This window comes from Arthrobacter sp. 01N442 (assembly GCF_056399345.1).
In genome coordinates, this window is sequence record NZ_JBFTRD010000003.1 from 183,485 (window position 1) to 205,881 (window position 22,397).

Annotated in this window: 19 protein-coding genes; 10 read left to right on the forward strand and 9 right to left on the reverse strand. The window is 69.9% G+C overall.

Annotated elements, in window-relative coordinates; all coding sequences use genetic code 11:
• The first annotated feature begins 137 nt into the window (after nt 1-137).
• A complete protein-coding gene (locus AC1DNC_RS06525) occupies nt 138-776 on the forward strand; it encodes a hypothetical protein (RefSeq protein ID WP_476861747.1) in 639 nt (212 codons plus the stop codon).
• On the opposite strand, the gene AC1DNC_RS06530 is transcribed toward AC1DNC_RS06525, so the two are convergent.
• The gene (locus tag AC1DNC_RS06530) at nt 773-1,312 is read right to left on the reverse strand and encodes a flavodoxin domain-containing protein (RefSeq protein WP_476861748.1); all 540 of its coding nucleotides are present in this window, start codon (nt 1,310-1,312) and stop codon (nt 773-775) included. The two genes, AC1DNC_RS06525 and AC1DNC_RS06530, sit on opposite strands and share 4 nt — an antisense overlap.
• A gap of 170 nt (nt 1,313-1,482) precedes the next feature.
• Here AC1DNC_RS06530 and AC1DNC_RS06535 point away from each other — a divergent pair, with 170 nt between their 5' ends.
• The gene (locus AC1DNC_RS06535) at nt 1,483-2,940 is read left to right on the forward strand and encodes a benzaldehyde dehydrogenase (protein WP_476861749.1); all 1,458 of its coding nucleotides are present in this window, start codon (nt 1,483-1,485) and stop codon (nt 2,938-2,940) included.
• Here the strand turns inward: AC1DNC_RS06535 and AC1DNC_RS06540 are convergent.
• The 4 genes from AC1DNC_RS06540 to AC1DNC_RS06555 form a co-directional block, all read right to left on the reverse strand.
• Complete coding sequence (locus tag AC1DNC_RS06540; RefSeq protein ID WP_476861750.1) at nt 2,937-3,422, reverse strand: SRPBCC domain-containing protein; 486 nt, start codon at nt 3,420-3,422, stop codon at nt 2,937-2,939. The two genes, AC1DNC_RS06535 and AC1DNC_RS06540, sit on opposite strands and share 4 nt — an antisense overlap.
• Entirely contained in the window at nt 3,419-4,255 is an 837-nt protein-coding gene (locus AC1DNC_RS06545) for an oxidoreductase (protein ID WP_476861751.1), read from the reverse strand. The genes AC1DNC_RS06540 and AC1DNC_RS06545 overlap by 4 nt, the downstream gene beginning before the upstream one ends.
• Entirely contained in the window at nt 4,252-4,824 is a 573-nt protein-coding gene (locus AC1DNC_RS06550) for a TetR/AcrR family transcriptional regulator (RefSeq protein ID WP_476861752.1), read from the reverse strand. Before AC1DNC_RS06550 ends, AC1DNC_RS06545 begins: the two co-directional genes overlap by 4 nt.
• Before the next feature lie 131 nt (nt 4,825-4,955).
• On the reverse strand, nt 4,956-6,371 hold the full coding sequence (locus AC1DNC_RS06555) for an NAD(P)H-quinone dehydrogenase (RefSeq protein WP_476861753.1): 1,416 nt from the start codon (nt 6,369-6,371) through the stop codon (nt 4,956-4,958).
• Between the two features lie 83 nt (nt 6,372-6,454).
• Here AC1DNC_RS06555 and AC1DNC_RS06560 point away from each other — a divergent pair, with 83 nt between their 5' ends.
• A complete protein-coding gene (locus tag AC1DNC_RS06560) occupies nt 6,455-7,273 on the forward strand; it encodes a purine-nucleoside phosphorylase (RefSeq protein WP_476861754.1) in 819 nt (272 codons plus the stop codon).
• Between the two features lie 88 nt (nt 7,274-7,361).
• Here AC1DNC_RS06560 and AC1DNC_RS06565 read toward each other — a convergent pair whose 3' ends face one another.
• Nucleotides 7,362-7,847, reverse strand: coding sequence for an RrF2 family transcriptional regulator (locus AC1DNC_RS06565; protein WP_476861755.1), 486 nt, complete (start codon nt 7,845-7,847; stop codon nt 7,362-7,364).
• A 243-nt stretch (nt 7,848-8,090) separates the two neighbouring features.
• On the opposite strand from AC1DNC_RS06565, the gene AC1DNC_RS06570 reads away from it, so the two are divergent.
• A complete protein-coding gene (locus AC1DNC_RS06570; protein WP_476861756.1) occupies nt 8,091-9,836 on the forward strand; it encodes a phospho-sugar mutase in 1,746 nt (581 codons plus the stop codon).
• Here AC1DNC_RS06570 and nirD read toward each other — a convergent pair.
• A complete protein-coding gene (gene nirD, locus AC1DNC_RS06575; protein ID WP_476861757.1) occupies nt 9,833-10,216 on the reverse strand; it encodes a nitrite reductase small subunit NirD in 384 nt (127 codons plus the stop codon). The two genes, AC1DNC_RS06570 and nirD, sit on opposite strands and share 4 nt — an antisense overlap.
• A gap of 297 nt (nt 10,217-10,513) precedes the next feature.
• Here nirD and nirB point away from each other — a divergent pair, with 297 nt between their 5' ends.
• The 6 genes from nirB to AC1DNC_RS06605 all read left to right on the forward strand — a co-directional run bounded on the left by nirB (nt 10,514) and on the right by AC1DNC_RS06605 (nt 17,629).
• The gene (gene nirB / locus AC1DNC_RS06580; protein WP_476861758.1) at nt 10,514-13,246 is read left to right on the forward strand and encodes a nitrite reductase large subunit NirB; all 2,733 of its coding nucleotides are present in this window, start codon (nt 10,514-10,516) and stop codon (nt 13,244-13,246) included.
• Nucleotides 13,247-13,248: 2 nt separating this feature from the next.
• Entirely contained in the window at nt 13,249-14,274 is a 1,026-nt protein-coding gene (gene cobA / locus AC1DNC_RS06585; protein WP_476861759.1) for a uroporphyrinogen-III C-methyltransferase, read from the forward strand.
• 14 nt (nt 14,275-14,288) lie between these two features.
• Nucleotides 14,289-15,449: a uroporphyrinogen-III synthase gene (locus AC1DNC_RS06590; RefSeq protein ID WP_476861900.1), complete on the forward strand. Its 1,161-nt coding sequence runs from the start codon at nt 14,289-14,291 to the stop codon at nt 15,447-15,449.
• A 148-nt stretch (nt 15,450-15,597) separates the two neighbouring features.
• Nucleotides 15,598-16,473, forward strand: a complete 876-nt coding sequence (locus AC1DNC_RS06595) for an FAD-dependent oxidoreductase (protein WP_476861760.1) — start codon at nt 15,598-15,600, stop codon at nt 16,471-16,473.
• A gap of 114 nt (nt 16,474-16,587) precedes the next feature.
• A complete protein-coding gene (gene deoC, locus AC1DNC_RS06600; protein ID WP_476861761.1) occupies nt 16,588-17,340 on the forward strand; it encodes a deoxyribose-phosphate aldolase in 753 nt (250 codons plus the stop codon).
• A 64-nt stretch (nt 17,341-17,404) separates the two neighbouring features.
• Complete coding sequence (locus AC1DNC_RS06605) at nt 17,405-17,629, forward strand: hypothetical protein (RefSeq protein ID WP_476861762.1); 225 nt, start codon at nt 17,405-17,407, stop codon at nt 17,627-17,629.
• A gap of 75 nt (nt 17,630-17,704) precedes the next feature.
• Here AC1DNC_RS06605 and AC1DNC_RS06610 read toward each other — a convergent pair whose 3' ends face one another.
• Together AC1DNC_RS06610 and mfd are read right to left on the reverse strand one after the other, a co-directional pair.
• Complete coding sequence (locus AC1DNC_RS06610; RefSeq protein WP_476861763.1) at nt 17,705-18,532, reverse strand: metal-dependent hydrolase; 828 nt, start codon at nt 18,530-18,532, stop codon at nt 17,705-17,707.
• Nucleotides 18,533-18,538: 6 nt separating this feature from the next.
• Entirely contained in the window at nt 18,539-22,192 is a 3,654-nt protein-coding gene (mfd, locus tag AC1DNC_RS06615; RefSeq protein ID WP_476861764.1) for a transcription-repair coupling factor, read from the reverse strand.
• Nucleotides 22,193-22,397: the final 205 nt, after the last annotated feature.

Genomic DNA, 22,397 nt, shown 5'->3' on the forward strand with positions numbered 1-22,397 from the left:
CGGCCCGCTCCGTAGTGGCCGCCCGGCCGATGGAATAGCTCACAAGTAACACCTGCAGGGCGGGCCTTTCTCCCCTTGGCCCGCACCGCACCACAAGGCTTCAATGGGCTCAGGTTCTCACCCTCTAGGAGGCACCAGTGTCGGTCCCCATCATCCTGGCGGTCGTCGCCGTCGTCGTGGTCGCCGTCGTGCTGGGAATTGTCACTAAGCGGCAGAAGGACCCGCAGCGGCGGGCGGCAGCGCTGACGAGGACGGGCGCAGTGCTCATGGCCGTGTTCACCGTCTTCGGCGGGGCCTTCATCGGAGGTTACGCCATGGAGGAACCGGGCGGGTCGGCCGGCCTGACGATGCTCCTGGGCTGGGCGGCGCCGGTCCTGTTCCTCGCGGCCCTCGCCTGGTTCTGGCCAGCCGGGGCCGCTCCCCTGCTGGTGGCACTGACGGCGGCGTTCGTCGCGCTTTGCGTGTGGTTTGCCGCCGATTCGACAATGGCGCGCAGCTTCCAGGAAGTGAACGGACCGGTCCTGGCCGTCGGCGTCGTCGCCCTCGCGTTTCCGGCCGCCATCCTAGGCCTGAAACGGACTGCTTTGGCCGGGTGGCTGCTGCTGGCCCTGGGCGCGCTGCCGCTGCTGATCACGGTGCTCGGCAGTTCCGGTCCCATCGCCTCGCTCGCCGCGGCAAGCGTGGTCCCGCTGGTAACGGGAGCCGTCTACCTGCTGGCCGCCCGGATGGCCCGGGCCGGCTCAATGTCGGAGAACGTTCCGACCGCTGCCGTCTAAGCGCCGGGAGCGGGCAGCCCGGCCAGGAAATCCTCAGCGAACCGCCGGACGCCGTCCCACTCGGTATAGACGTAGTCGCGGGACATGTCCGTGTCCGGCGATCCCTTGCTGCTGGTGATCCTCTTCATCATGTGCCGTTTGAGGAAGCCGTACTGGGTGTAAGGCAGCGCCCCGGCGAACAGGCCGACGTGAGCCGGTCGCCAGCCGGTTTCCTCCTCGAACTTCTCCACATAGCCCTCCGCGCTCTCCTCGTCACCATGGGCGGCGAGGCTGACCGAGAACAGCGCCGAGGGCAGCCGCTCCAGTGCCGCCTTGTTCGCGCGGACGAAATCTGTGACAAACCCCTCGTGCTTCCCCATGTGGACCGAGGCGCCGACGATGACGCCATCGTATTCATCTGGAAGGACATCGCCCGCGGTCTGAAGATCGGCGGTTCGTGCCTCGTGGCCGTGTTCACGGATGACGTAGGCGATGTACTCGGCGATCCGGGCGGTCTGGCCCTCCACGGTCCCGAAGGGAAGGTAAATGTTGGCCATGGCCCACTGTGCGGGCGCCGACCGGCGGCGGGCTAGGGCCGAATGTCACCGGGGGTCTTGACGGCGACGGCGGCACAGCATGTGATGGACGGGATCGGCCCGTGCGCTTTCGGCCCCGCGGACGGCCGCGCGAGACAGCACCACGCAGCCCCACGATGAAAGGACAGGACATGTCCCTGCTCGACTCCGCCCTCTGGGAGGGCAAGATCTACCTCAACGGCTGGCGCACCGGAGGCGGAGGGACCGGCGACGCCGTCGAACCGGCCACCGGCGAGACCCTGGGCAGCTACGGCGTCGCCTCAGTGGCGGACGTCCGGGAGGCCGCGACGGCCGCTGCCAAGGCGCAAAAGGAATGGGCCGCCCGCAATCCCGAGGAACGCGCCGCGGTACTGCGCCGTGCCGGGCAGCTGTGGGAGGAGCACGCCGCCGAAATCCAGGATTGGATCGTCCGCGAGTCCGGCGGCATCCCGCCCAAAGCCGGGCTGGAAACGCACATCGCGGCCAACGAATGCTACGACGCCTCCGCGTTGCCCTCGCTCCCGGCCGGCGACGTGCTCACCTCCAACGAAAACCGCTGGTCCTTCGCCCGGCGCCGGCCGGTGGGCGTGGTTTCGGTGATCGCTCCCTTCAACTTTCCGCTGATCCTCTCGATTCGCGCCGTCGCCCCGGCCCTGGCGCTCGGCAACGCCGTGCTGCTCAAGCCGGACCCCCGCACCGCCGTCTGCGGCGGCGTGAACGTGATGCGGATCTTCGAGGAAGCCGGGCTCCCGCAGGGCCTGCTCTCGCTGCTGCCCGGCGGCGCGGACATCGGTGCCGCCGTCGTCGAGGCCCCCGAGGTCCGGGTGATCGCCTTTACCGGCTCGACGGCGGCCGGCCGGAAGATCGGCGAAACCGCCGGCCGGCTGCTGAAGCGTGCGCACCTGGAGCTGGGCGGCAACAACGCGCTGATCGTGCTGCCCGGCGCCGACCTGGCCAAGGCGGCGTCCGCGGCGGCGTTCGGATCGTTCATGCACCAGGGCCAGATCTGCATGGCGGCCGGCCGGCACATTGTGCACGAGGACATCTACGAGGACTACGTCGCCGCCCTCGCCGAGAAGGCCGGCCACCTGCCGGTGGGCGACCCGAAGAGCGGCACCGTGGCACTGGGGCCGGTGATCGATGAACGCCAGCTGCACCGGGTGGACGGCATCGTCCAGGATGCGGTGCAAGCCGGCGCCCGGCTGGCCGCCGGCGGCACCCACGACGGGCGCTTCTACCAGCCCACCGTGCTGGCGGACCTGGCCGAGGACAGCCCGGCGTGGAAGGACGAGATCTTCGGCCCGGTGGCTCCGGTGATGAAGTTCTCCACCCTCGACGAAGCCGTGGCGCTGGCCAACGACAACGAATACGGCCTCTCGATCGGCATCCTGGGCGACGTCGGCATGGCCATGACCATCGCCGACCGGCTCGACTCCGGCAAGGTCCACATCAACGAACAGACGGTCTCGGACGAGGCGAACTCCCCCTTCGGCGGGATGAAGAACTCCGGCAACGGCTCACGGATCGGCGGCCACCACGCCAACATGGAGTCCTTCACCGAGATCCAGTGGCTCACCGTCCGCCCGGACATCGCGCCGTACCCGTTCTAGGAGGCTGCCGCGCGGGTTTCCGCCGTGCTGACAAGGGCCTCGAGCCAGTGCTGGTGCTGCTTTTCGATGCTGCGTTTCACCACCGGGCCGAGCAGCCGGGCGAGGATTCCGCCCTGCACTTCCTCGGTCACGATCAGGGTTCCGCCGCCTGGGGCAGCTTGCAGGTCCCAGCGGTGGTAGCCGGTGGAACCGCGGCCGGCGCCTTCCCAGCCGAGCCGGGTGCAGGGTTCGAACTCGCGGACCGTGCTGGCCACCCGCAGGCCGAAGGTGGTCCAGGTGAAGGTCGATGCGCCGGAAAGCTGCTGCCCGCCGCCGTCGATGCTCACGCCACGGGCGTTGCGGTACCAGCTCGGCCAGGCGCCCGCCTCGACGAGCACCGGCCAGAGCTGCTCCGGGGAAAGGTGGGTGCGGATCTCGTTGTAGGCGTACACCCGTGCCTTGGAGGGGTCGAAGGGCGCAGGCCATTCGGTGGTGGGGTTCATTTGGTGCTCCTGAACTGCAGGCGGAGGTAGGCGTCGAAGAGTCCCGAGCCCAGGAAGCGCCGGGACTGGACGATGGCTTTGGCGGCCGGGGTGACGGTGTAACGGTCCCGGGGCCGCCGCGAAGTCACGGCATGCTCAACGGCGCTGGCGACGGCGTCGGGCTCGGCTGCGAGGACCGGCGACGCGTAGGAGGTGGCCATCTGCTCGTCCGCGGCGGCCCGCAGGGCAGCGTAGGGTCCTGCCGGCTTCCCGGAGGCGGCGAGGGTCCGGGCGGCGGTGGCACCGAAGCCGGTGCGGATCAGGCCCGGGGCGATCAGGGAGGCGCGGATGCCGAAGGGTGCGGTCTCGAAGCGCAGGGCGTCGGTGATGGCCTCCACGGCGTACTTGGTGGCATGGTAGTAGCCGCCGACGGGGAAGGTGACCCGGCCGCCCATGGAGCCGATGTTGATGATGCGGCCGGCCTTTGCCGCCCGCATCCCGGGCAGGACCAGCTGGATCATCCGGGAGAAACCGAACACATTGGTCTCGAACTGCCGCCTGACCGCGTCCAGTTCCGCCTCCTCGATGGTCCCGTACTCGCCGTAGCCGGCGTTGTTGATGAGGACTCCGACGTGGCCGTGCTGTTCTTCGACAGCGCGGACGGCGGCGGCCATCGATGTCTCGTCGGTGACGTCGAGCGCCAGGATTTTAGCCCCGGCCGCCCGCAGGTCCTCGATCGTTTCCGGCCGGCGGGCGGTGGCGTAGACGGTGAACCCGGGCCGGCGGAGCAGCCGTTCGGCTACGGCCCGGCCGATGCCCGAGGACGCTCCGGTGATCAGTACTGCTGTAGTCATGGTTGTTCCTTCGTAGGGGTGAGGCTGTTGAGACCGGCGACGAAGACGTCGACGCCGCGGCGGAGGCGGTCAGGCAACGCGGCGGGGTCGGAAACCCCCGCTTCCAGACCGCGGGTGAAGGCCAGCAGCAGCTCGGCGGCTTCGCGCGAGTCCGCCGCCGGGTAGGACTCGTGGACGGTGCGGGCAAGAAGCTCGAGCATGGCCTGGTCGTAGCCTTGAAGGGCTTCGAGGGACACGCGGGTGTCGACACCCAGGAGCTCTGCGGCGTGCGCCGGGCTGTCCCGCCCGATCCGCATCACCAACTCGAGCTTGGCCAGCAGGATTCCGGCCAGCCGGTCCGCAGGCTGGGGTTCGGATGCCGCCGCGCGCTCCGAGGCGGCGAGGGCATCCGCCAGCAGCCGCTCCACCAGCGCCCGGAACACTTCCTCCTTGCTGCGGAAGTACTGGTACAGCGCCGGCCGGGACATACCGGCCTGCTCTGCCAGGTCGAGCATCGTCGTGCGGCGGGCGCCGTGCCGGGTAAAGCACACATAGGCCGCATCGATGATTTCGTCTGAACGGTTGGTCACACTGACACTATAAGCAAATAGTGTCAGCGTGTAAACGACTGCCCGCGAAGGCCCAGGGGAAACGAAAAAGGGAGGAACCGGCGGACACTTCCGCTGGTTCCTCCCTTTGCCGGCCCGGAAAAGGGCGCTAGCTACATGTGGACGTGCAGCCGCCGGGCCGCCTCGGAGATGGAGCCGCTGAGCGAGGGGTACACGGTGAAGGTGCTGGCGACGTCGTCGACGTGCAGCTTCTGCGTCACCGCGAGGGAGATCGCGAAAATCAGCTCGGAGGCGTTCGGTCCCACCACGACGCCGCCGATCACCGTGCCGGAGCCCTTGCGGGCGAAGATCTTGATGAAGCCGTCCTTGTGGTTGCGCATCTTGGCGCGGGCGTTGCTGCGCAGCGAGAGCTTCACGACGTCGCCTTGGTACTTGCCGGAGTCGATCTCCGCCTCGGAGACGCCGACGTTGGCGATTTCCGGGGAGGTGAAGATGTTCGAGGCCACCTGGTGCAGCTTGAGCGGGGTGACGCTGTCGCCGAGGAAGTGCGCGATCGCGATGCGCCCTTGCATGGCCGCGACCGAGGCGAGGGCCAGTACGCCGGTGCAGTCGCCCGCGGCGTAGATGTTCGGCGCGGTGGTGCGGGAGACGCCGTCGACCTTGATGTGGCCGCTCTCGGTCAGCGCGACGCCGGCCTCCTCGAGGCCGATTCCAGCGGTATTTGGTATGGAACCCACAGCCACCAGGCAGTGGCTGCCGGTGACCTTGGAGCCGTCGCCGAGGGTGACGACGACGCCGTCGTCCGTGCGTTCGACGGTCTCGGCGCGGGCGCGGGAGAGCACCTTCACGCCGCGGCGTTCGAAGACGCCTTCCAGCACCTCGGCGGCGTCCGTGTCCGAGCCGGGCAGCACCCGGTCGCGGGAGGAAATCAGGGTGACCTTGGAGCCCAGGCCGTTGTACGCGGAGGCGAATTCGGCGCCGGTGACGCCGGAGCCGACCACGATCAGCTCCTCGGGGAGCTCGTCCAGGTTGTAGATCTGGGCCCAGTTCAGGATGCGTTCGCCGTCCGGCCGGGCCGTGGGCAGTTCGCGCGGGTGGGCGCCGACGGCGAGCAGGATGGCATCGGCTTCGATGGTTTCGGTGCCCTCGGCGGTGAGGACCTCGATCGTGTGGTTGTCCAGCATCTTGCCGGAGCCGAGCAGGATGCGGACGCCCTGGCCCTCCAGGCCCTTCTGGATGTCCGAGGACTGCTGCCGGGCCAGGCCCAGCAGGCGGTCGTTGATGTGCTTGAGGTCCGCGCGCATCGTGGGGGTGCAGTCGCCGCCGTCGAGGTCGAACTTGACGCCCAACTCGCCGGCCTCCCCCACGCGGGTCATCAGGTCCGCCGTCGCGATCAGGGTCTTGGACGGCACGACGTCGGTCAGCACCGCCGATCCGCCGAGTCCGGCGCGCTCAATAATGGTGACCTGGGCTCCCAGGGAGGCGGCTACCATGGCGGCTTCGTAGCCACCGGGCCCTCCGCCGAGAATTGCGATTCGGGGTGCGCTGAAATCGGGATGCGTAGTCACAATCATCCATTGTCCATCATCCGGACCGACGCCACCAATAAAGGATGCTGGGCTGGGCGGGAGCGGCACGGTAGCTTGTACCAGTGAGTAATACAGAATTCCTGAACACGGATCCCTTCGACGCCGCCCGCGCCGCCGCCGACTACATCGCCGAAGAGACCGGCGTCGACAGCCACGACGTAGCGCTGGTGCTCGGCTCGGGCTGGGGCGACGCGGCCGAACTGATCGGCGAAACCACCGCCACGCTTTCCGCGGACGAGGTCCCCGGCTTCTCCTCACCCTCCGTGGTGGGCCATGTGGGCACCATCCGCTCGGTTCTCACCCGCGAGGGCAAGCGCGCCCTGGTGCTGGGCGCCCGCACGCACTATTACGAGGGCAAGGGCGTGCGCGCGGTAGTTCACGGCGTGCGCACCGCTGCCGCCGCGGGCTGCAAGACGCTGGTCCTCACCAACGGCTGCGGCGGCCTGAACGAGGAGTGGGCGCCCGGCACCCCCGTGCTGATCAGCGACCACATCAACCTCACCGCTACCTCACCGCTTGAAGGCGCCACCTTCGTGGACCTCACCGACCTTTACTCCTCGCGGATCCGCGGACTGGCCCGCGAGGTGGATCCCAGCCTGGACGAAGGCGTTTACGCCCAGTTCACCGGCCCGCACTACGAGACGCCGGCCGAGGTGCAGTACGCCAAGCGGATCGGCGCATCCTTGGTGGGTATGTCCACCGCACTGGAGGCCATCGCCGGCCGCCACGCAGGCATGGAGGTCTTCGGCATCTCGCTGGTAACCAACCTCGCCGCCGGCATCAGCCCGGTCCCGCTGAGCCACGCCGAGGTCCTCGAATCCGGCCAGGCCGCGGGCCCGCGCATCTCCAAACTGCTCGCGGAGATCATCGCCAAGCTCTGATCCCTTCGGCGGAGCCTGCTGGAGCGCCCGGCAGGCTGAGCCGGCTGGCCCGGCAGGGCCCCTGGGGCTCTGGAGCCTCCGCCGGGTCTCAGCCGGGTCCGGCCGCGAGCAGCCGTACTGTCTTGTCGCGGTCGCCGGGGAGCCGACGCTCCATCGAGTCGGCGATCCCGGCAATGGTCTGCCGCGCCAGCGCCTGGCGCCAGGCCAGCTCCGCCTGCCGCATGGTCTGGGAAATCAGGCAGGTCCGGACAAAGTTCTCCTCCTGGTCAGCCTCCGGGACGTCGCCAAGGATGGCTTCGCAGCGGAAAACCGGTTCATGCCCCTCCAGCGCCAGCACCACATCCAGCACCGTGATGTTCTCCGGCCTGCGCGCCAGGTGGAAGCCGCCGCGCGGGCCCGAGACCGAGGTCAGGATCCCGGCGCGGACCAAGGCCTGCAGCTGCTTGTTCAGGTACGCCGCGGGGAGCTGGTACAGGGCTGCCAGCCGGGCACTGTTCACGGCCTCCCCCGGGGGCGTCCAAGACATGTTGACGCACGAGTGCACGGCCCATTCCACTCCCCGCCCCATTTTCATATTCAAGACGCTACGTGTCCGGAAAATTGGGTGTCAATGACCCGCGGCTCCGTTCGAGCCGGTCTTGCGCCGATCCTTCGGAAGACCTGCGCCGAGGTGACAGTTCGCGGCGGTGCATGCCGGAAACACTGCCGCGAAGTGTCAACTCGCGCCCCTCAGCACGCCCAGGTGTGATGGAACTGTAAGCCCCGGCAGCGCTGGTCGGGGCGCGCCGGTCCCGGATTTGGCGCTAGTTTGGTACCCATGACGTCTTCCGATGCCGCATTGGCCCAACTGTTGAGCGACGCCCGCGCCTGGGCAGCCCAGGACCCGGATCCCGCGACCGCCGCCGCGCTGACCGAGCTGGTCCGCCTTGCCGACGAGGGAACCGCAGGAGCCCGCCAGGAGCTGGCGGACAGCTTCAGCGGCACGCTCCAGTTCGGCACCGCTGGACTGCGCGCGGCCCTCGGCGCCGGGCCGAACCGGATGAACCGCGTCGTGGTCCGCCGCGCCGCGGCCGGCCTCGCCGCATTCCTCGGCAGCGCCGTCGAGCAGGCTGCCCAGGGGACCCGGCCGCGCGCCGTCGTCGGATACGACGCCCGCTACAACTCGGACATCTTCGCCGAAGAAACCGCCGCCATCTTCACCGCCGCCGGAATCGAGACCTTCCTGATGCCGTCCGCGCTGCCTACGCCGCTGCTGGCCTATGCGGTCCGCGCCCTGGACTGCGACGGCGGCGTGATGGTCACGGCCAGCCACAACCCGCCGCAGGACAACGGCTACAAGGTCTACCTCGGCCGCCACGCCGTCGAGGAAAGCGGCCGCGGGGCCCAGATCGTGGCGCCGTACGATGCGCTCATCGCCGACCGGATCGACGCCGTCGGCACGCTGGACTCGATTACCCTGGCGGCCGGCGGCTGGACGGTGCTGGATCCCTCCATTGCCGCCGACTATGAAGCCGCCGTGGCCGGGCTCGCGGTGCCGGAGCGCTTCCCGGCCCGCGACCTGAAGATCGTGCTGACCCCCATGCACGGCGTGGGTGGCGAGACGGCAGTCGCCGTGCTCAAGGCCGCGGGCTTTGCCGACGTCACGCTGGTCGCCGAACAGGCCGAACCGGACCCCGACTTCCCCACCGTGAACTTCCCCAATCCGGAGGAGCCCGGCGCGCTGGACCTGGCGCTGGAAACGGCGGCGCGGGTTAACGCTGACATTGTGATTGCCAACGATCCGGACGCCGACCGGGCCGCGGTTGCCGCGAAGGACCCGGACACCGGAGCCTGGCGGATGCTGCGCGGGGACGAAGTGGGGGCCCTGCTGGGTGCGCACGTGGTGGCCCGGCTGGCCACGGACGACGGCGCAGGCGCCGCAACCGGCGTCTTCGCCAATTCGATCGTTTCTTCCCGGCTGCTGGCCCGCATTGCCGCCGCCGCCGGCTACGCCCACGAGGAAACCCTCACCGGTTTCAAGTGGATCGCCCGCGTTCCGGGGCTGCTCTACGGCTACGAGGAGGCGCTGGGCTACTGCGTGGCGCCATCACTGGTGCGGGACAAGGACGGCATCTCGGCAGCGGTCCTGATCGCCGAACTCGCCGCCGCCGCGAAGGCTGAGGGCAAGACCATCTTTGACACGCTGGACGAGCTCTACCTCGTCCACGGCCTGCACGCGAGCGACCAGCTGAGCATCCGGGTCGCGGACCTGGGCCTGCTGGACGCGATGATGAACCGCCTGCGGGTCAGCCCGCCGGACTCCTTCGGCGGGTCCGCCGTCGAAACCGCCGCGGACCTGGCCGAGGGCAGCGAGCAGCTCCCGCCCACCGACGGGCTGCTCTACCTGACGAAGGACCGCAGCCGCGTCATCATCCGCCCCAGCGGCACCGAACCGAAGCTCAAGTGCTACCTCGAGGTGATCCGCAGCGTCGGATCCGCCGCCGAACTGCCGGAGGCGCGGCTCGAGGCCCGCGCGGCCCTGGACGCCGTCCTGGCCGACGTGCGCGAGGCGCTGGGGCTCTAGAGCTCCACTTCGACGAAGCCGTCCGTGATCCGGACGGCGTAGGTGCCCAGGCGCAGTTCCGGGGTGCCCAGGCACTCCCCCGTTCCGAGGTCGTAGACCTCCTTATGCAGCGGCGAGGCCAGCGTGGGCCGGTTCCCGCGCGAGCCCGTGATGCCGCGGGCCATAACGTGGGCGCCGGTGGCCGGGTCGGCATGCTCGACGGCGAAAACCGCACCGGCCGCCGTGCGGATCACGGCGAGCTGGTGCCCGGCGATCAGCGCGGCCTCGCCCCAGCCGGGCTCCAAATCCGCGACCGCGCACACCCGGTGCCAGGCTGTTCTGCCTCCACCGGCGGTTCGCTCCACGAAGCTGCGGGCTGCGCTTTCCAGTACGGCTGTCATGTCCGGCCCCTCTCAAAGATTCCTGGCCACGGCTGCGGCCATGCCCCCACGCTAGGCCCGCGGTGTTTCAACGACGTGCTGCCAATGTGTCCGGCGCGTAAAAGGGAGCTCACTCGGCCCGAAACGCAGCCGTGATGCAGAAGTTAAGACTACGAAACAAAAGGGAAACTGAAGCGAAACTGCCCGTCCCTAGGCTGAACGGACCAGCCGATCGACGCTGCTGAACGCAGCCGTCCATCGATGCAGCTGGATCGAACCGTTGCAGAGCACCGCCTGCGGCCCAACGAAAGGCCACCCGTGACCGGACAGACCGCCAGCCCCGAAAACGCTTCTCCCCGGCCGGAGTCCCGGCAGATCCCCCGCCGCGTCGTCGTCGCCGGCGGCGGACCCGCCGCGCACCGCTTTGCCGAGGCCATGCACGCCCGCGGCCTCGACGGCTGGCAGGTCACCGTCCTCACCGAGGAAGCCCACCTGCCCTACGACCGCGTCGCGCTCAGCAAAGCGCTCACGGACGGCGACGTGGACCTCACCCTGGGCAGCGCGTCGATGTGGGAGCACCCCGGCCTCACACTCATGACCGGCGAGCGCGTCACCGGCATCGACACCGCAGCGAAAACCGTGGTGACCGCCGCCGGCGCCGCCTACCCGTACGACGAGCTGGTGGTCGCGACCGGCTCCGACGCCGCCCGGCTGCCCATCCCCGGCGCCGAACTCACCCACGTCTACCGAACCCTCGAGGACGTCCGGGCCATCAACCAGGCGATCGCGGACCTCACCGCAAAGCTTGGCCGCCGGGTCAACGCCGTCACGATCGGCGGCGGGCTGCTGGGCCTCGAATCCGCAGCCGGCACCGAACAGCTCGGCGCCGTCCCGATCGTCATCAACGGCTCGCCCTGGCTGATGAACACCCAGCTGGACGAGGGCGCCGGGCAGGCCCTCGGCCGCCTCATCGAGGCCAAGGGCTTCACCGTCCACGGCGGGGTCTTTCCCGCCGAGGTCCTCGCCGACGACGCCGGCCAGGTCACCGGGGTCCTGATGGCGGACGGCCGCATCGTCGAGGCCGACATCGTGATCGTCGCAATCGGCGTCAAGCCCCGCGACGAGCTGTTCCGGGCCGCGAAGGGCCCAGACGGGCAGGGCCCAGACGGGCAGCGCACCGACGGGCAGGGCGGCGCGCAACTGTTCGAGCTCGGCCCGCGCGGCGGCGTAGTGATCTCCGATGACTGCTCCACGGAGGTACCCGGCGTCTGGGCGATCGGCGAGGTGGCCAACTTCGGCGGCATGTGCCTGGGCCTCGTGGCACCAGCCAACACGATGGCCGAAATCGTCGCGGACCGGCTGCACGGCGGCGATGCGACCTTCCCGGGGTTCGATACCGCCACCAAGCTGAAGCTCTCCGGCGTCGACGTCGCCAGCTTCGGCGACGCCTTCGCAAAGACCGAGCATGCGCTCGAGATTGTGTACGCGGACCCGGCCCGCGGCGTCTACCAGAAGATCGTCACCACGGACGACGCCAAGACGCTCCTCGGCGGCATCTTCGTCGGCGACGCCACCCCCTACACCTCGCTGCGCCCCATGCTCGGCCGGGAGCTGGCCGCGGAACCGGGCGCGTACCTCACAGCGGCCGGCGGCAGCGGGGGCGAAGCCTTGGAGGCTGAGCTCCCGGACGACGCCATCCTGTGTTCCTGCAACAACGTGGCAGCCGGAACCATCCGCGACGCCGTCAACGGCTGCGGCGCCTGCGAGGGCAGCGCCCCGGTCCGGGAACTCGGTGAACTCAAGGGCTGCACCCGCGCCGGGACCCGTTGCGGTTCCTGCGTCCCAATGCTCAAGAAGCTGCTCGAAAGCGAACTCACCAAGTCCGGCGTCGAGGTCTCCAAGGCACTGTGCGAACACATCGAGCTGTCGCGGCAGGAACTGTTCGACGCCATCCGTGTCCTGGAACTGGCCTCCTTCGAGGAAATCATGGCCAGGTACGGCAGCGGCGACGGCTGCGACATCTGCAAGCCCACCATCGCGAACATCCTGGCCAGCCAGAACAGCGCCTACGTGCTCGACGCCGGCCGGGGCACCCTGCAGGACACCAACGACCGCGCCCTCGCCAACATGCAAAAGGACGGCACCTACTCGGTGGTGCCGCGCATCGCCGGCGGCGAGATCACCCCGAAGAAACTCGGCGTGATCGCAGCCGTTGCCGAGCAGTACGGCCTCTACACCAAGATCACCGGTGGCCAGCGGATCGACATGTTCGGTGCCCGGCTGGAGCAGTTGCCGGAAATCTGGAAGCTGCTCGTGGACGCCGGGTTCGAATCCGGGCAGGCGTACGGCAAGAGCCTGCGGACCGTGAAGTCCTGCGTCGGCTCCACCTGGTGCCGCTTCGGGGTCCAGGACTCGGTGGCCATGGCCATCCGGCTCGAGCTGCGCTACCGCGGCCTGCGCAGCCCGCACAAGCTGAAGATGGGCGTTTCCGGCTGCGCCCGTGAATGCGCCGAGGCGCGGGGCAAGGACGTGGGCGTGATCGCCACCGCGGACGGCTGGAACCTCTACGTCGGCGGCAACGGCGGGGCCACCCCGGCACACGCCCAGCTGCTGGCCAAGGACCTCGACGACGACACCCTGGTCCGGTACATCGACCGGTACTTCATGTACTACATCCGCACCGCCGACCGCCTGCAACGCACCGCACGCTGGCAGGAAGATCTCGACGGCGGCATCCGGCACGTCGAGGACGTGGTGGTGCACGACACCCTGGGCATCGCCGAAGACCTCGAGGCCGCCATGGCCAAGCATGTTGACACCTACGTCGACGAGTGGGCCGACACCCTGAAAGACCCGGAGCGGCTGCGCCGCTTCCGCTCCTTCGTCAACGCCCCGGACCAGAAGGACGATTCCATCACCTTGGTCCCCGACGAACGCGGCCAGATGCGCCCCGCCACTGCGGAAGAGAAGCGCTCCCGGCTGATCGCCACGACCATCCCCGTCAGGTCGGCCGGTCCCGCCGCCGGCGAACCCACCGAAAGCAGGGTCTAAGCATGCAACTCAGCATCGAACTCACCGGCCGGACTGTCCTGGTCGCCGGCTCCGACGCCGCCGCACGGCAGGCCGTCCTGCGCTACCGGGCCGCCGGAGCCGTAGTCGGCCGCCTCACCGGCCCGGATGCCCCGGCGGCCGTGGGTCCCCTGCCCTTCCTGGTCGCCGCGGTGGACGACGGACAGCCCGGCTGGGCAGCACGACTGGACCGGTTCCGCGCGGCCGGGGTGCCGGTCGCCGCCGAGCCCGCCGCCGGCGCAGCCGGCCAGGTCACCCTGGTGGGCGGCGGACCGGGGACCACCGAACTGCTGACCGTGGCGGCCGTGACGGCGCTGCGGGACGCCGACGTCGTGTTCTACGACCGCCTCGCCCCGTACCAGGAACTGCCATCGCTGACCACGGCGGAGCTCGTGGATGTGGGCAAGCGGCCCGGCCACCACAAGGTCAGCCAGGCGGGGATCGAGGAGCTTATGGTCGCTGCGGCCCTGGCCGGAAAGAACGTGGTCCGGCTCAAGGGCGGGGACCCGTACGTCTTCGGCCGCGGCGGCGAGGAAGTGGCCGCCTGCGTGCGGGCGGGCATACCCGTGCGCGTGGTCTCGGGAGTCACCAGTGCCATCTCGGTTCCCGCGGCGGCCGGGATCCCGGTCACGCACCGGGACGTCAGCCACCTCTTCACCGTGGTCTCCGGGCATGCACCGCTCACCGAGGACGAACTGCGCCACCTCGCCGGCCTCGGCGGAACGATTGTGGTCCTGATGGGCATCGGCACGCTGCACCACCTCGCCGCGGGCCTGCGCCGCGCCGGGATGCGCCCGGACATGCCGATGGCCGTCGTCGAACGCGGCTACCGCCCGGGCCAGCGGACCACCATCGCCGAGCTGGGCAGCATCACGACGGCGGCAGCCGGCTGCAGCAACCCGGCCGTGCTGGTGATCGGCGAGGTGGTGAGGGTGGCCGAGGCCAACCGGGGTTGCGCCGAGGCTGCAGCAGCGCTGGACCTGCTCGCCGCGTCCCTGACGGGGGCGTGAGCCCCGTGAGTGCACTGGAAGCCGCGGCCGCCACCGACACTCCGGGCAGGGAAGATGCCGGCGGGGAGGCAGCGGAGAAAACCGAACTGCCGCTGGAGGGCTTCCGGATCGGGGTAACCTCGCACCGCCGCTCCCAGGACCTGATCGAGGCCCTGGAACGGCGGGGCGCCGAGGTGCTGCACGCCCCGGCGCTGAAGATCGCCCCGGTCCAGGAGGACCAGAGCCTGATCGAGGACACCCGCGCCATCATCGCGGCCCGGCCGGAGCTCTGCATCGCCACCACCGCCTACGGCATGCGCCGCTGGTGCGAGGCGGCGGACACGTTCGGCATCGGCGAGCAACTGCTGGAAACCCTCGGCGCCACCCGGATGTTCGTCCGCGGCCCAAAGGCCCGCGGCGCCGTCCGCGCCGCCGGCCTGGCCGACGTCGGGATCAGCAGCGACGAGACCACCGCCACGCTCGTGAACATGCTGCTCACCGAGGGCGTTCGCGGCAAGACGGTGGCGGTGCAACTGCACGGCTACACCGATGTCCGCCAGCTGGAACGGCTGCGGATGTCCGGCGCGAACGTCATGACGGTCACGCCCTACCGCTGGGTCAAGCCCGACGGCGCGGACCGGCTGCCGAAGCTGATCGAGGCGGCCTGCGCCGGCAACCTGGACGTGCTGACCTTCACGAGTGCCCCCGCCGTCGACGCACTGTGGAGCACCGCGCACGAGATGGGCCTCTACAAGCAACTCATCGAGAGCCTGAAAACCACGGTGGCCACCGCCGTCGTCGGGCCCATCACTGCCCAGCCGCTGCTCGACGCCGGCGTGCAGCCGCTCGTTCCGGAACGGTTCCGGATGGGCGCCCTGATCCGGCTGGTCTGCGAGCACCTGGCCCTGAACCACGTGCGGCGGCTGGATACCGCCGCGGGCGCGGTGGAGCTGCGCGGCCGCTCGCTGCGGATCGAGGGGGAGGCCGTGGAGCTGGCACCGGCACCTCTCCTGCTGCTGCGCGCACTGCTGGGCGCCGGCGGGGCCGTGCTGTCCCGCGAGGCGCTCTCCGAACTGCTGGAACTGCGCGGATCGGTCCACGCCCTGGACATGACCGTCAGCCGGCTCCGCTCCGCGCTGCCGGACGGGTCCCTGGTGGAGACGGTGGTCAAGCGCGGCTACCGGATCCGATTGTGACCCACGGCATTACCGGCTGGTAACAACTGGCGAACGAACCGCGAAAATACCGCAACACCGCGGTAACCTCCGCGAAAAATCGGCCCCTTACGCTGGGGAACATCAAGAACACGGGCCACATCCGGCCCACCAGCGAAAGGGCCAGCACATGTCCGTTACGGAAGCGTCCGCCATCTCCACCGTGTCCGCCACCTCCCAGACCCGGCCGCGGATCGTCATTGCCGGAGCCGGCCCGGCGGCGCAGGCCCTGGTCCGGCAGCTGACCCGGACCCCGTTCGCCGGCGGCATCACGGTGCTCAGCAACCGCGACGACGCGCCGGAGGAACTGCTGGAACTCGCCGCCCTGCCCCAGGTCTCGGTCCGCTTCGGGCAGCCAGCCAGCTTCATCGACGCGGTGGAGCGGCGGGTCACCACCGCGGACGGCCTCGAGTTCAGCTACGACCAGCTGGTGATCGCCACCGGTTCAACCCCGGCCCTGGCGCCGCTCGAGGGCGCGGGCCGCTGCCTGAGCTACTCCACGATCGATGACGCCACCCGCCTCGGCGACGCCGTCAAGGACGTCACCCGGGTCCTGGGGCGCCGGCCGCTGGGCATCCTGGTGGGCACCGGCACCGCGGCGGGCCAGGCCGAGGCGGTCCTCAGGGCCCGCGGCGTCCGGCCCGTCCGCACCACGCTGCGCCCGGCCGCCGTCGTCCCCACCCTCGCCGGCTCCGCGCTGCCCGCCGCCGGGATCGTCTTCGAGGACGGCTCCCGCATGAATGGGGACCTCGTGGTCCTCGCCGAAGAGCGCATTGCCCGCGACAGCCTCGCGGCCACCGCCGGCCTGGCCACGGCGCCCCAGGGCGGGATCGTGGTGGGTACGGACTACCGCACCTCGGTGCCCGGAATCTGGGCCATCGGCGACGCGGCGGCGTACGACGGCGTCCGGCTCGGCCTGCTGGTCGCCGCCGGTTCCGCCGCCGGAGTCTGCGCCGCGGCACTGCTGCAGGCGTCCCTCGCGGAGCCCCTCGCCCAGGCGGCATAGGCCGGACGGCCGCCGGCGCTGTTATGGCAAGATGGTGCACTGAGAAGCCACGACACACGCCGTGTCAGCAGGCCGGGCCGGGCATGAACCAGGTCCGCCAGGAAAGGGACCACCATGAGCAACGAAGCCACCACGGCTGCCGGCGCGGCCGGCACCGAGCGCGCGGGCACCGCCGGAAACACTGCCGCGAACACTGCCGGCAACATTGCCGCGTACATCGACCACACCCTGCTCAAGCCGGAGGCCAGCGAGGCCGAGGTCCTCAAGGTCTGCGCCGAGGCGGCCGAATACCAGTTCAAGTCCGTCTGCGTGAACCCCATCTGGGTCAAGGCCGTCAAGACCGCGCTGAGGGGTTCCGGCGTGCTGACCTGCTCCGTGATCGGCTTCCCGCTGGGCGCCACGCCGAGCGACGTCAAGGCCTTCGAGGCACGCGGCGCCGTGCTCGACGGCGCCGACGAGATCGACATGGTGATCAACATCGCCGCGGCACGCGCCAACGACAAGGGCGCCCTGGTCGATGACATCCGCGCCGTGGCCGAGGCCGTGCACGCCGGCGGCGCCATCCTCAAGGTCATCATCGAGACCGCACTGCTCGACGACGCCCAGAAGGTGCTCGCCTGCGAGGCCGCCGTCGAAGCGGGCGCGGACTTCGTGAAGACCTCCACCGGATTCAACGGCGGCGGGGCCACGGTGGAAGACGTCACCCTGATGCGCCGCACCGTGGGTCCGGACCTCGGTGTCAAGGCCTCGGGCGGCGTGCGATCCCTCGCCGACGCGCAGGCTATGATTGCTGCAGGTGCAACACGTATTGGCGCCAGCTCCGGCATCGCGATCGTCAAGGGCGAACAGGGTTCGTCCGCGTACTGACCGCTGGCCGGCCGCAGCCGCTGCCGCCACAGTTTTTGAGCCCCGCGGGGCCGAGGAGGAACGAATGTCCAGCAACAACACCAAGACCCGTCGGGGCGAGAGCAACCTGGCATCCAGCGTCGTGCTGTTTGTCGTGATGATGGCCCTGTTCTTCGGCGCCCTGTACTCGCTGTCCTTCCTCAGCCTGGGCAACCCCTGGCCGATGGCCGCCTGCCTCATCCTGTTCGCCCTCGCGTTCTGGATCCCGCAGACCATCACCGGCCGCTCGGATTCCGCCGGCGAGAGCTAAATAGTCGCTTAAACAACTGAAGCCCCGGTTCGCCGGGGCTTCAGTCATTTAAGCGGCGTGCGCCGCCGTCGGGCTTTAGCCTCCGACGACGGCGAGCACGCGGTTGACCAGCGCGGTCCCCAGCGCGAGCGCGGCCGGGAAGTGGCCCTTGGCGACGGCGAGGCCGGCGGAGAACATGCCGATCATCGCGTAGGCGCTGACCGGGATCAGCACGAACCATTCGCGCCGCGAGCCGGCCCGGCCCAGCAGCGGGATGGAGAACGCCCCGTTGGCTTTCCAGACGTCCTTGACCAGCGGCAGCCTGCGCAGGACCTTCGGCGGTTTGACCACGAGCGGCCACAGCAGCGGCACTCCCCCGGTGGTGATCATGTCCCCCACGATGTGCACCAGGACGCCGGTGAGCATCGACACCGGCAGCCAGGACCACTGATGCGGCGCGAACCAGGTCACCAGCCCCGCCATCACCAGCGCGAAGACCCAGTTGCTGATCCAGCCGTACTTGGGAAACAGCTTCAACGCCTTCGCGGCGATGTTGATCATGAACATGCACAGCAGCCCGGCGCCCACGGACATCAAGCCCCAGTCCGTCTGCAGCTGGAGCTGCCCGGCCATAGCCGCGAGCAGCACGAAGAACGCCGCGCCGATGACCGAATGCGTGCCCTGGCGGTGGCCGCCCGAGGCGTTCTCGATTCCCACGGCGATCAGGTTCGAGAGCGGCGGCAGCGCGTGCGCCACCGTGCTCGAGCGGTGGTCCCAGTCGCAGACCAGCGCCGTGCCCGCCGTCGCCATCCCGCCGATCACGATCCCGGTGGGATCCAGCGGATACCAGCCCAGCGCGTACGGGCCGGTCGAGGCAATAGCCACCCACGCCGCGGCCCCGGACGCGGCGTGGTGTCCTCCCATCACGGCTTACCCGACCGAGAGCGGGACGTCTGAGAAGATCGCCTCGATCACACCGTTGGCCCAGGCCAGGATCTCGGCGTCCTGCAGGTCGCGGCCGCCGATCCGGGCCGTCTTGGGCTTGGGGATCAGCACCGCATCCAGGGCCGGCTTCGCCTGCGAGCCCGGGTACATCCGGGCCAGCCGCATCAGCTTGGACTCCGGCAACTGGGCCGGGGAGAACTTGATGAAGTTGCCCTGCAGGGCGACGTCGGTCAGCCCGGCCTCGCGCGCACCCACGCGGAAGCGGGCCACGGCCACCAGGTTCTTCGCCGGCAGCGGCAGCTCGCCGTAACGGTCCACGAGCTCGGCCTCGACCTCGTCGATCGCCTCGTTGCTCAGCGCCGCGGCCAGCTTCCGGTAGGCCTCCAGCCGCAGCCGTTCGCCCGGCACGTAGTCGTGCGGCAGGTGCGCATTGACCGGCAGTTCGATCTTCATCTCAGCGGCCTTCTCCTCGGCCTCGCCGCGGTAGTCGGCCACTGCCTCGCCGACCAGCCGGATGTAGAGATCGAAGCCGACGCCTTGGATGTGGCCGGACTGTTCACCGCCCAGCAGGTTGCCCGCGCCGCGGATTTCAAGGTCCTTCATGGCCAGCTGCATACCGGCGCCGAGTTCGTTGTGCGTCGCGACCGCCTTGAGCCGTTCCAGCGCCACCTCGCCCAGGGGCTTTTCCGAGGGGTAGAGGAAGTAGGCGTAGGCCCGTTCCCGCCCGCGGCCCACGCGTCCGCGCAGCTGGTGCAGCTGGGAGAGCCCGTATTTATCCGCCCCGTCCACAATCAGGGTGTTGGCATTCGAGATGTCCAGGCCGGTCTCGATGATGGTGGTGCAGACGAGCACATCGAAGCGCTTCTCCCAGAAGTCCACGATGATCTGCTCCAGCCGGCCCTCGGACATCTTGCCGTGTGCCACCTCGACACGGGCCTCCGGGACCAGTTCGCGGATCTTCGCCGCCGTGCGCTCGATCGTGGAAACCCGGTTGTGCACGAAGAACACCTGCCCCTCGCGCATCAGCTCGCGCCGGATCGCGGCCGAGGTCTGCTTGTCCGTGTACGGGCCCACGTAGGTCAGCACCGGGTGCCGCTCCTCCGGCGGGGTGGCCAGGGTGGAGGTCTCCCGGATGCCGGTCAGGGACATCTCCAGGGTGCGCGGGATGGGGGTGGCGCTCATGGCCAGAACGTCCACGTTGGTGCGCATCTTCTTGAGCGCTTCCTTGTGCTCGACGCCGAAGCGCTGCTCCTCGTCCACGATCACCAGGCCCAGGTCCTTGAACGCGAAGTCCTTGGACAGCAGCCGGTGCGTGCCGATCACGACGTCCACCGCACCGCTCTTCACGCCCTCGGCCGTCTCCTTGGCCTCCTTGGCGCCCTGGAAGCGGGACAGCGGCTTGACCCGCAGCGGAAAGCCGGAGAAGCGTTCGGTGAAGGTCTCATAGTGCTGCTGCGCCAGCAGCGTGGTGGGCACCAGCACGGCCACCTGTTTGCCGTCCTGCACGGCCTTGAACGCGGCCCGGACGGCGATCTCGGTCTTGCCGTAGCCGACGTCGCCGGAGACCAGGCGGTCCATGGGGATCTCCCGTTCCATGTCCGCCTTGACCTCGTTGATGGTGGTCAGCTGGTCCGGCGTCTCCACATAGGGGAAGGCCTCCTCCAGCTCGCGCTGCCAGGGGGTGTCCGGGCCGAAGGCGTGGCCGCGGGAAGCCATCCGGGCCGAGTACAGCCGGATCAGCTCGCCGGCGATCTCCTTGACGGCCTTGCGCGCCTTGGACTTGGTGCTGGCCCAGTCCGAGCCGCCCATCTTGCTCAGGACCGGGGTGTCGCCGCCGACGTAGCGTGTGACCTGGTCCAGCTGGTCGGTGGGGACGAACAAGCGGTCACCGGGGGCGCCGCGCTTGGAGGGCGCGTATTCGAGCACCAGGTACTCGCGCACGCCGTCGCCCCCGCCGGCGACCTTGCGCTGGATCAGCTCGACGAACCGGCCGATGCCGTGCTGTTCGTGCACGACGAAGTCGCCCGCCAGCAGCTGCAGCGGGTCCACGGCGTTCCGCCGCTTGGACGGCATCCTGCGCATGTCCTTGGTGGAGCCGGCGGAGGTGCGGCCCAGCAGGTCGGCCTCGGTCAGCAGGGCCACCTTCAGCGTGTCCAGGACGAAGCCGCGTCCGACGGCGGCGGTGGTCACCTCGATCAGGCCGGGCTGCGGCTCGGCGTCGAGCGACTCCACCCGGGCGCACGGGATGTCGTTGTCGTGGAAGAGCTCGGCGAGGCGCTGCGCCGGGCCGGGGCCCTCGGTGGCGACGACGATCCGCCACTGCTCCCGCACGTGCGAGCCGATGAAGTCCATCATCTCGGCCACGTCGCCCTGGTAGCCGCGCGGTTCGCGGGCGTGCAGGTTCAGCACGTCGATCTCGGGCAGCAGCTCCTCGTCGCTCGCGAGGGAGGTGATGGACCACCAGGACACCCCGTGGGCCAGTGCCGTGCTGCGGGTTTCGCCGAGCGAGCGGAAGCTCGCCGAGTGCAGCGCCGCCGAGGCCGCGGAACTCAGGTCCAGCGGAGCGGTCCCGCCTTCGGAGGCCGTGGACCAGGCCGCCTCGAGGAACTCCTCGTTGGTGGCGGCGAGGTCGTGGGCGCGGGTGCGGACCTTTTCCGGTTCGATCACCACGGAGATGGAGCCCGCCGGGAACTGGTCCAGGAACGGCACCATGGATTCGACCAGCACCGGGGCCAGGGACTCCATGCCTTCGACGGCGATCCCGCCGGCGATCTTCTCCAGCATGTCCGCCGCGGCGGGCAGCTCGGCCTTGAGCGTCGCGGCCCGGGACATGACCGAGGGCGTGATGAGGATTTCGCGGCACGGCGGGGCGTGCAGTTCGGTGGGGTGGTGCACGCCGGGCGCGGTCAGCGAGCGCTGGTCGGCGACGGCGAACCAGCGCATCTGTTCGACCTCGTCGCCAAAGAACTCCACCCGGATCGGGTGGTCTTCGGTGGGCGGGAAGACATCCAGCATGCCGCCGCGGACGGCGAATTCCCCGCGCCGGGTGACCATGTCCACCCGGGCGTACGCGGCGGCCGCCAGGTTCTTGACGACCTCGCCGAACGGAACCTCCTGGCCCACGCTGAGCGTCACCGGAACGAGCTCGCCGAGCCCTGCCACGATCGGCTGGACCACGGCGCGGACGGGTGCGACGACGACCCGCAGCGCGCCGCCGCCGGCGGCTTCAGGGTGCGCGAGGCGGCGGAGCACGGAGAGGCGGCGGCCGACGGTATCGGAGCGCGGCGAGAGCCGCTCGTGCGGCAGGGTCTCCCAGCTGGGGAATTCCGCCACCGAGCCCGTCGGCAGGAAGGCGCCCAGCGCGGCGGCGAGGTCTTCGGCCTCGCGGCCGGTCGCGGTGACGGCCAGCACCACCGGCGCGCCGCCGTCGGGAGCCCCGCCGTCGGACGCGTTACCCGCCGCGAGTCCGTCGGCCATCTCCGCGAGCAGCGCGGCGCGCAGGCCTGCCGGGGCGCTGATCTGGTAATCCTCGCCGCGGGCCGTGAAGGGCCGCGACGCTGCGGCCTGCACCCGGGCGAAAGTCGCGTCCTCGGCGAGGACACGCCGCAGACCGGAAAGAGAAGGGCCGTTGTGGCTCATGGCGGGAACTCCTGAAGTGATCACGGACATGCAGGCAACACGAATACCCGAAATTCGCAAGAATCCCGGGTACTTCCAGCCTACCGCGACCCGGCGGGGGCCCGGCACCCGGGACTAAGCTGGCAGGACGGACGCCGTTGGCTGGACTCCCGTCCGGGCTTGCAGTCCAGCCGGGCCGGCGCTCCGAATGGCTTATATCCGCAAT

Coding starts and splice junctions, on each gene's coding strand:
- AC1DNC_RS06530 (WP_476861748.1), bottom strand. CDS start 1,312: ATGGCCAACATTTACCTTCCCTTCGGGACCGTGGAGGGCCAGACCGCC.
- AC1DNC_RS06535 (WP_476861749.1), top strand. CDS start 1,483: ATGTCCCTGCTCGACTCCGCCCTCTGGGAGGGCAAGATCTACCTCAAC.
- AC1DNC_RS06540 (WP_476861750.1), bottom strand. CDS start 3,422: ATGAACCCCACCACCGAATGGCCTGCGCCCTTCGACCCCTCCAAGGCA.
- AC1DNC_RS06545 (WP_476861751.1), bottom strand. CDS start 4,255: ATGACTACAGCAGTACTGATCACCGGAGCGTCCTCGGGCATCGGCCGG.
- AC1DNC_RS06565 (WP_476861755.1), bottom strand. CDS start 7,847: ATGAAAATGGGGCGGGGAGTGGAATGGGCCGTGCACTCGTGCGTCAAC.
- AC1DNC_RS06570 (WP_476861756.1), top strand. CDS start 8,091: ATGACGTCTTCCGATGCCGCATTGGCCCAACTGTTGAGCGACGCCCGC.
- nirD (WP_476861757.1), bottom strand. CDS start 10,216: ATGACAGCCGTACTGGAAAGCGCAGCCCGCAGCTTCGTGGAGCGAACC.
- cobA (WP_476861759.1), top strand. CDS start 13,249: ATGCAACTCAGCATCGAACTCACCGGCCGGACTGTCCTGGTCGCCGGC.
- AC1DNC_RS06595 (WP_476861760.1), top strand. CDS start 15,598: ATGTCCGTTACGGAAGCGTCCGCCATCTCCACCGTGTCCGCCACCTCC.
- deoC (WP_476861761.1), top strand. CDS start 16,588: ATGAGCAACGAAGCCACCACGGCTGCCGGCGCGGCCGGCACCGAGCGC.
- AC1DNC_RS06605 (WP_476861762.1), top strand. CDS start 17,405: ATGTCCAGCAACAACACCAAGACCCGTCGGGGCGAGAGCAACCTGGCA.
- AC1DNC_RS06610 (WP_476861763.1), bottom strand. CDS start 18,532: ATGGGAGGACACCACGCCGCGTCCGGGGCCGCGGCGTGGGTGGCTATT.
- mfd (WP_476861764.1), bottom strand. CDS start 22,192: ATGAGCCACAACGGCCCTTCTCTTTCCGGTCTGCGGCGTGTCCTCGCC.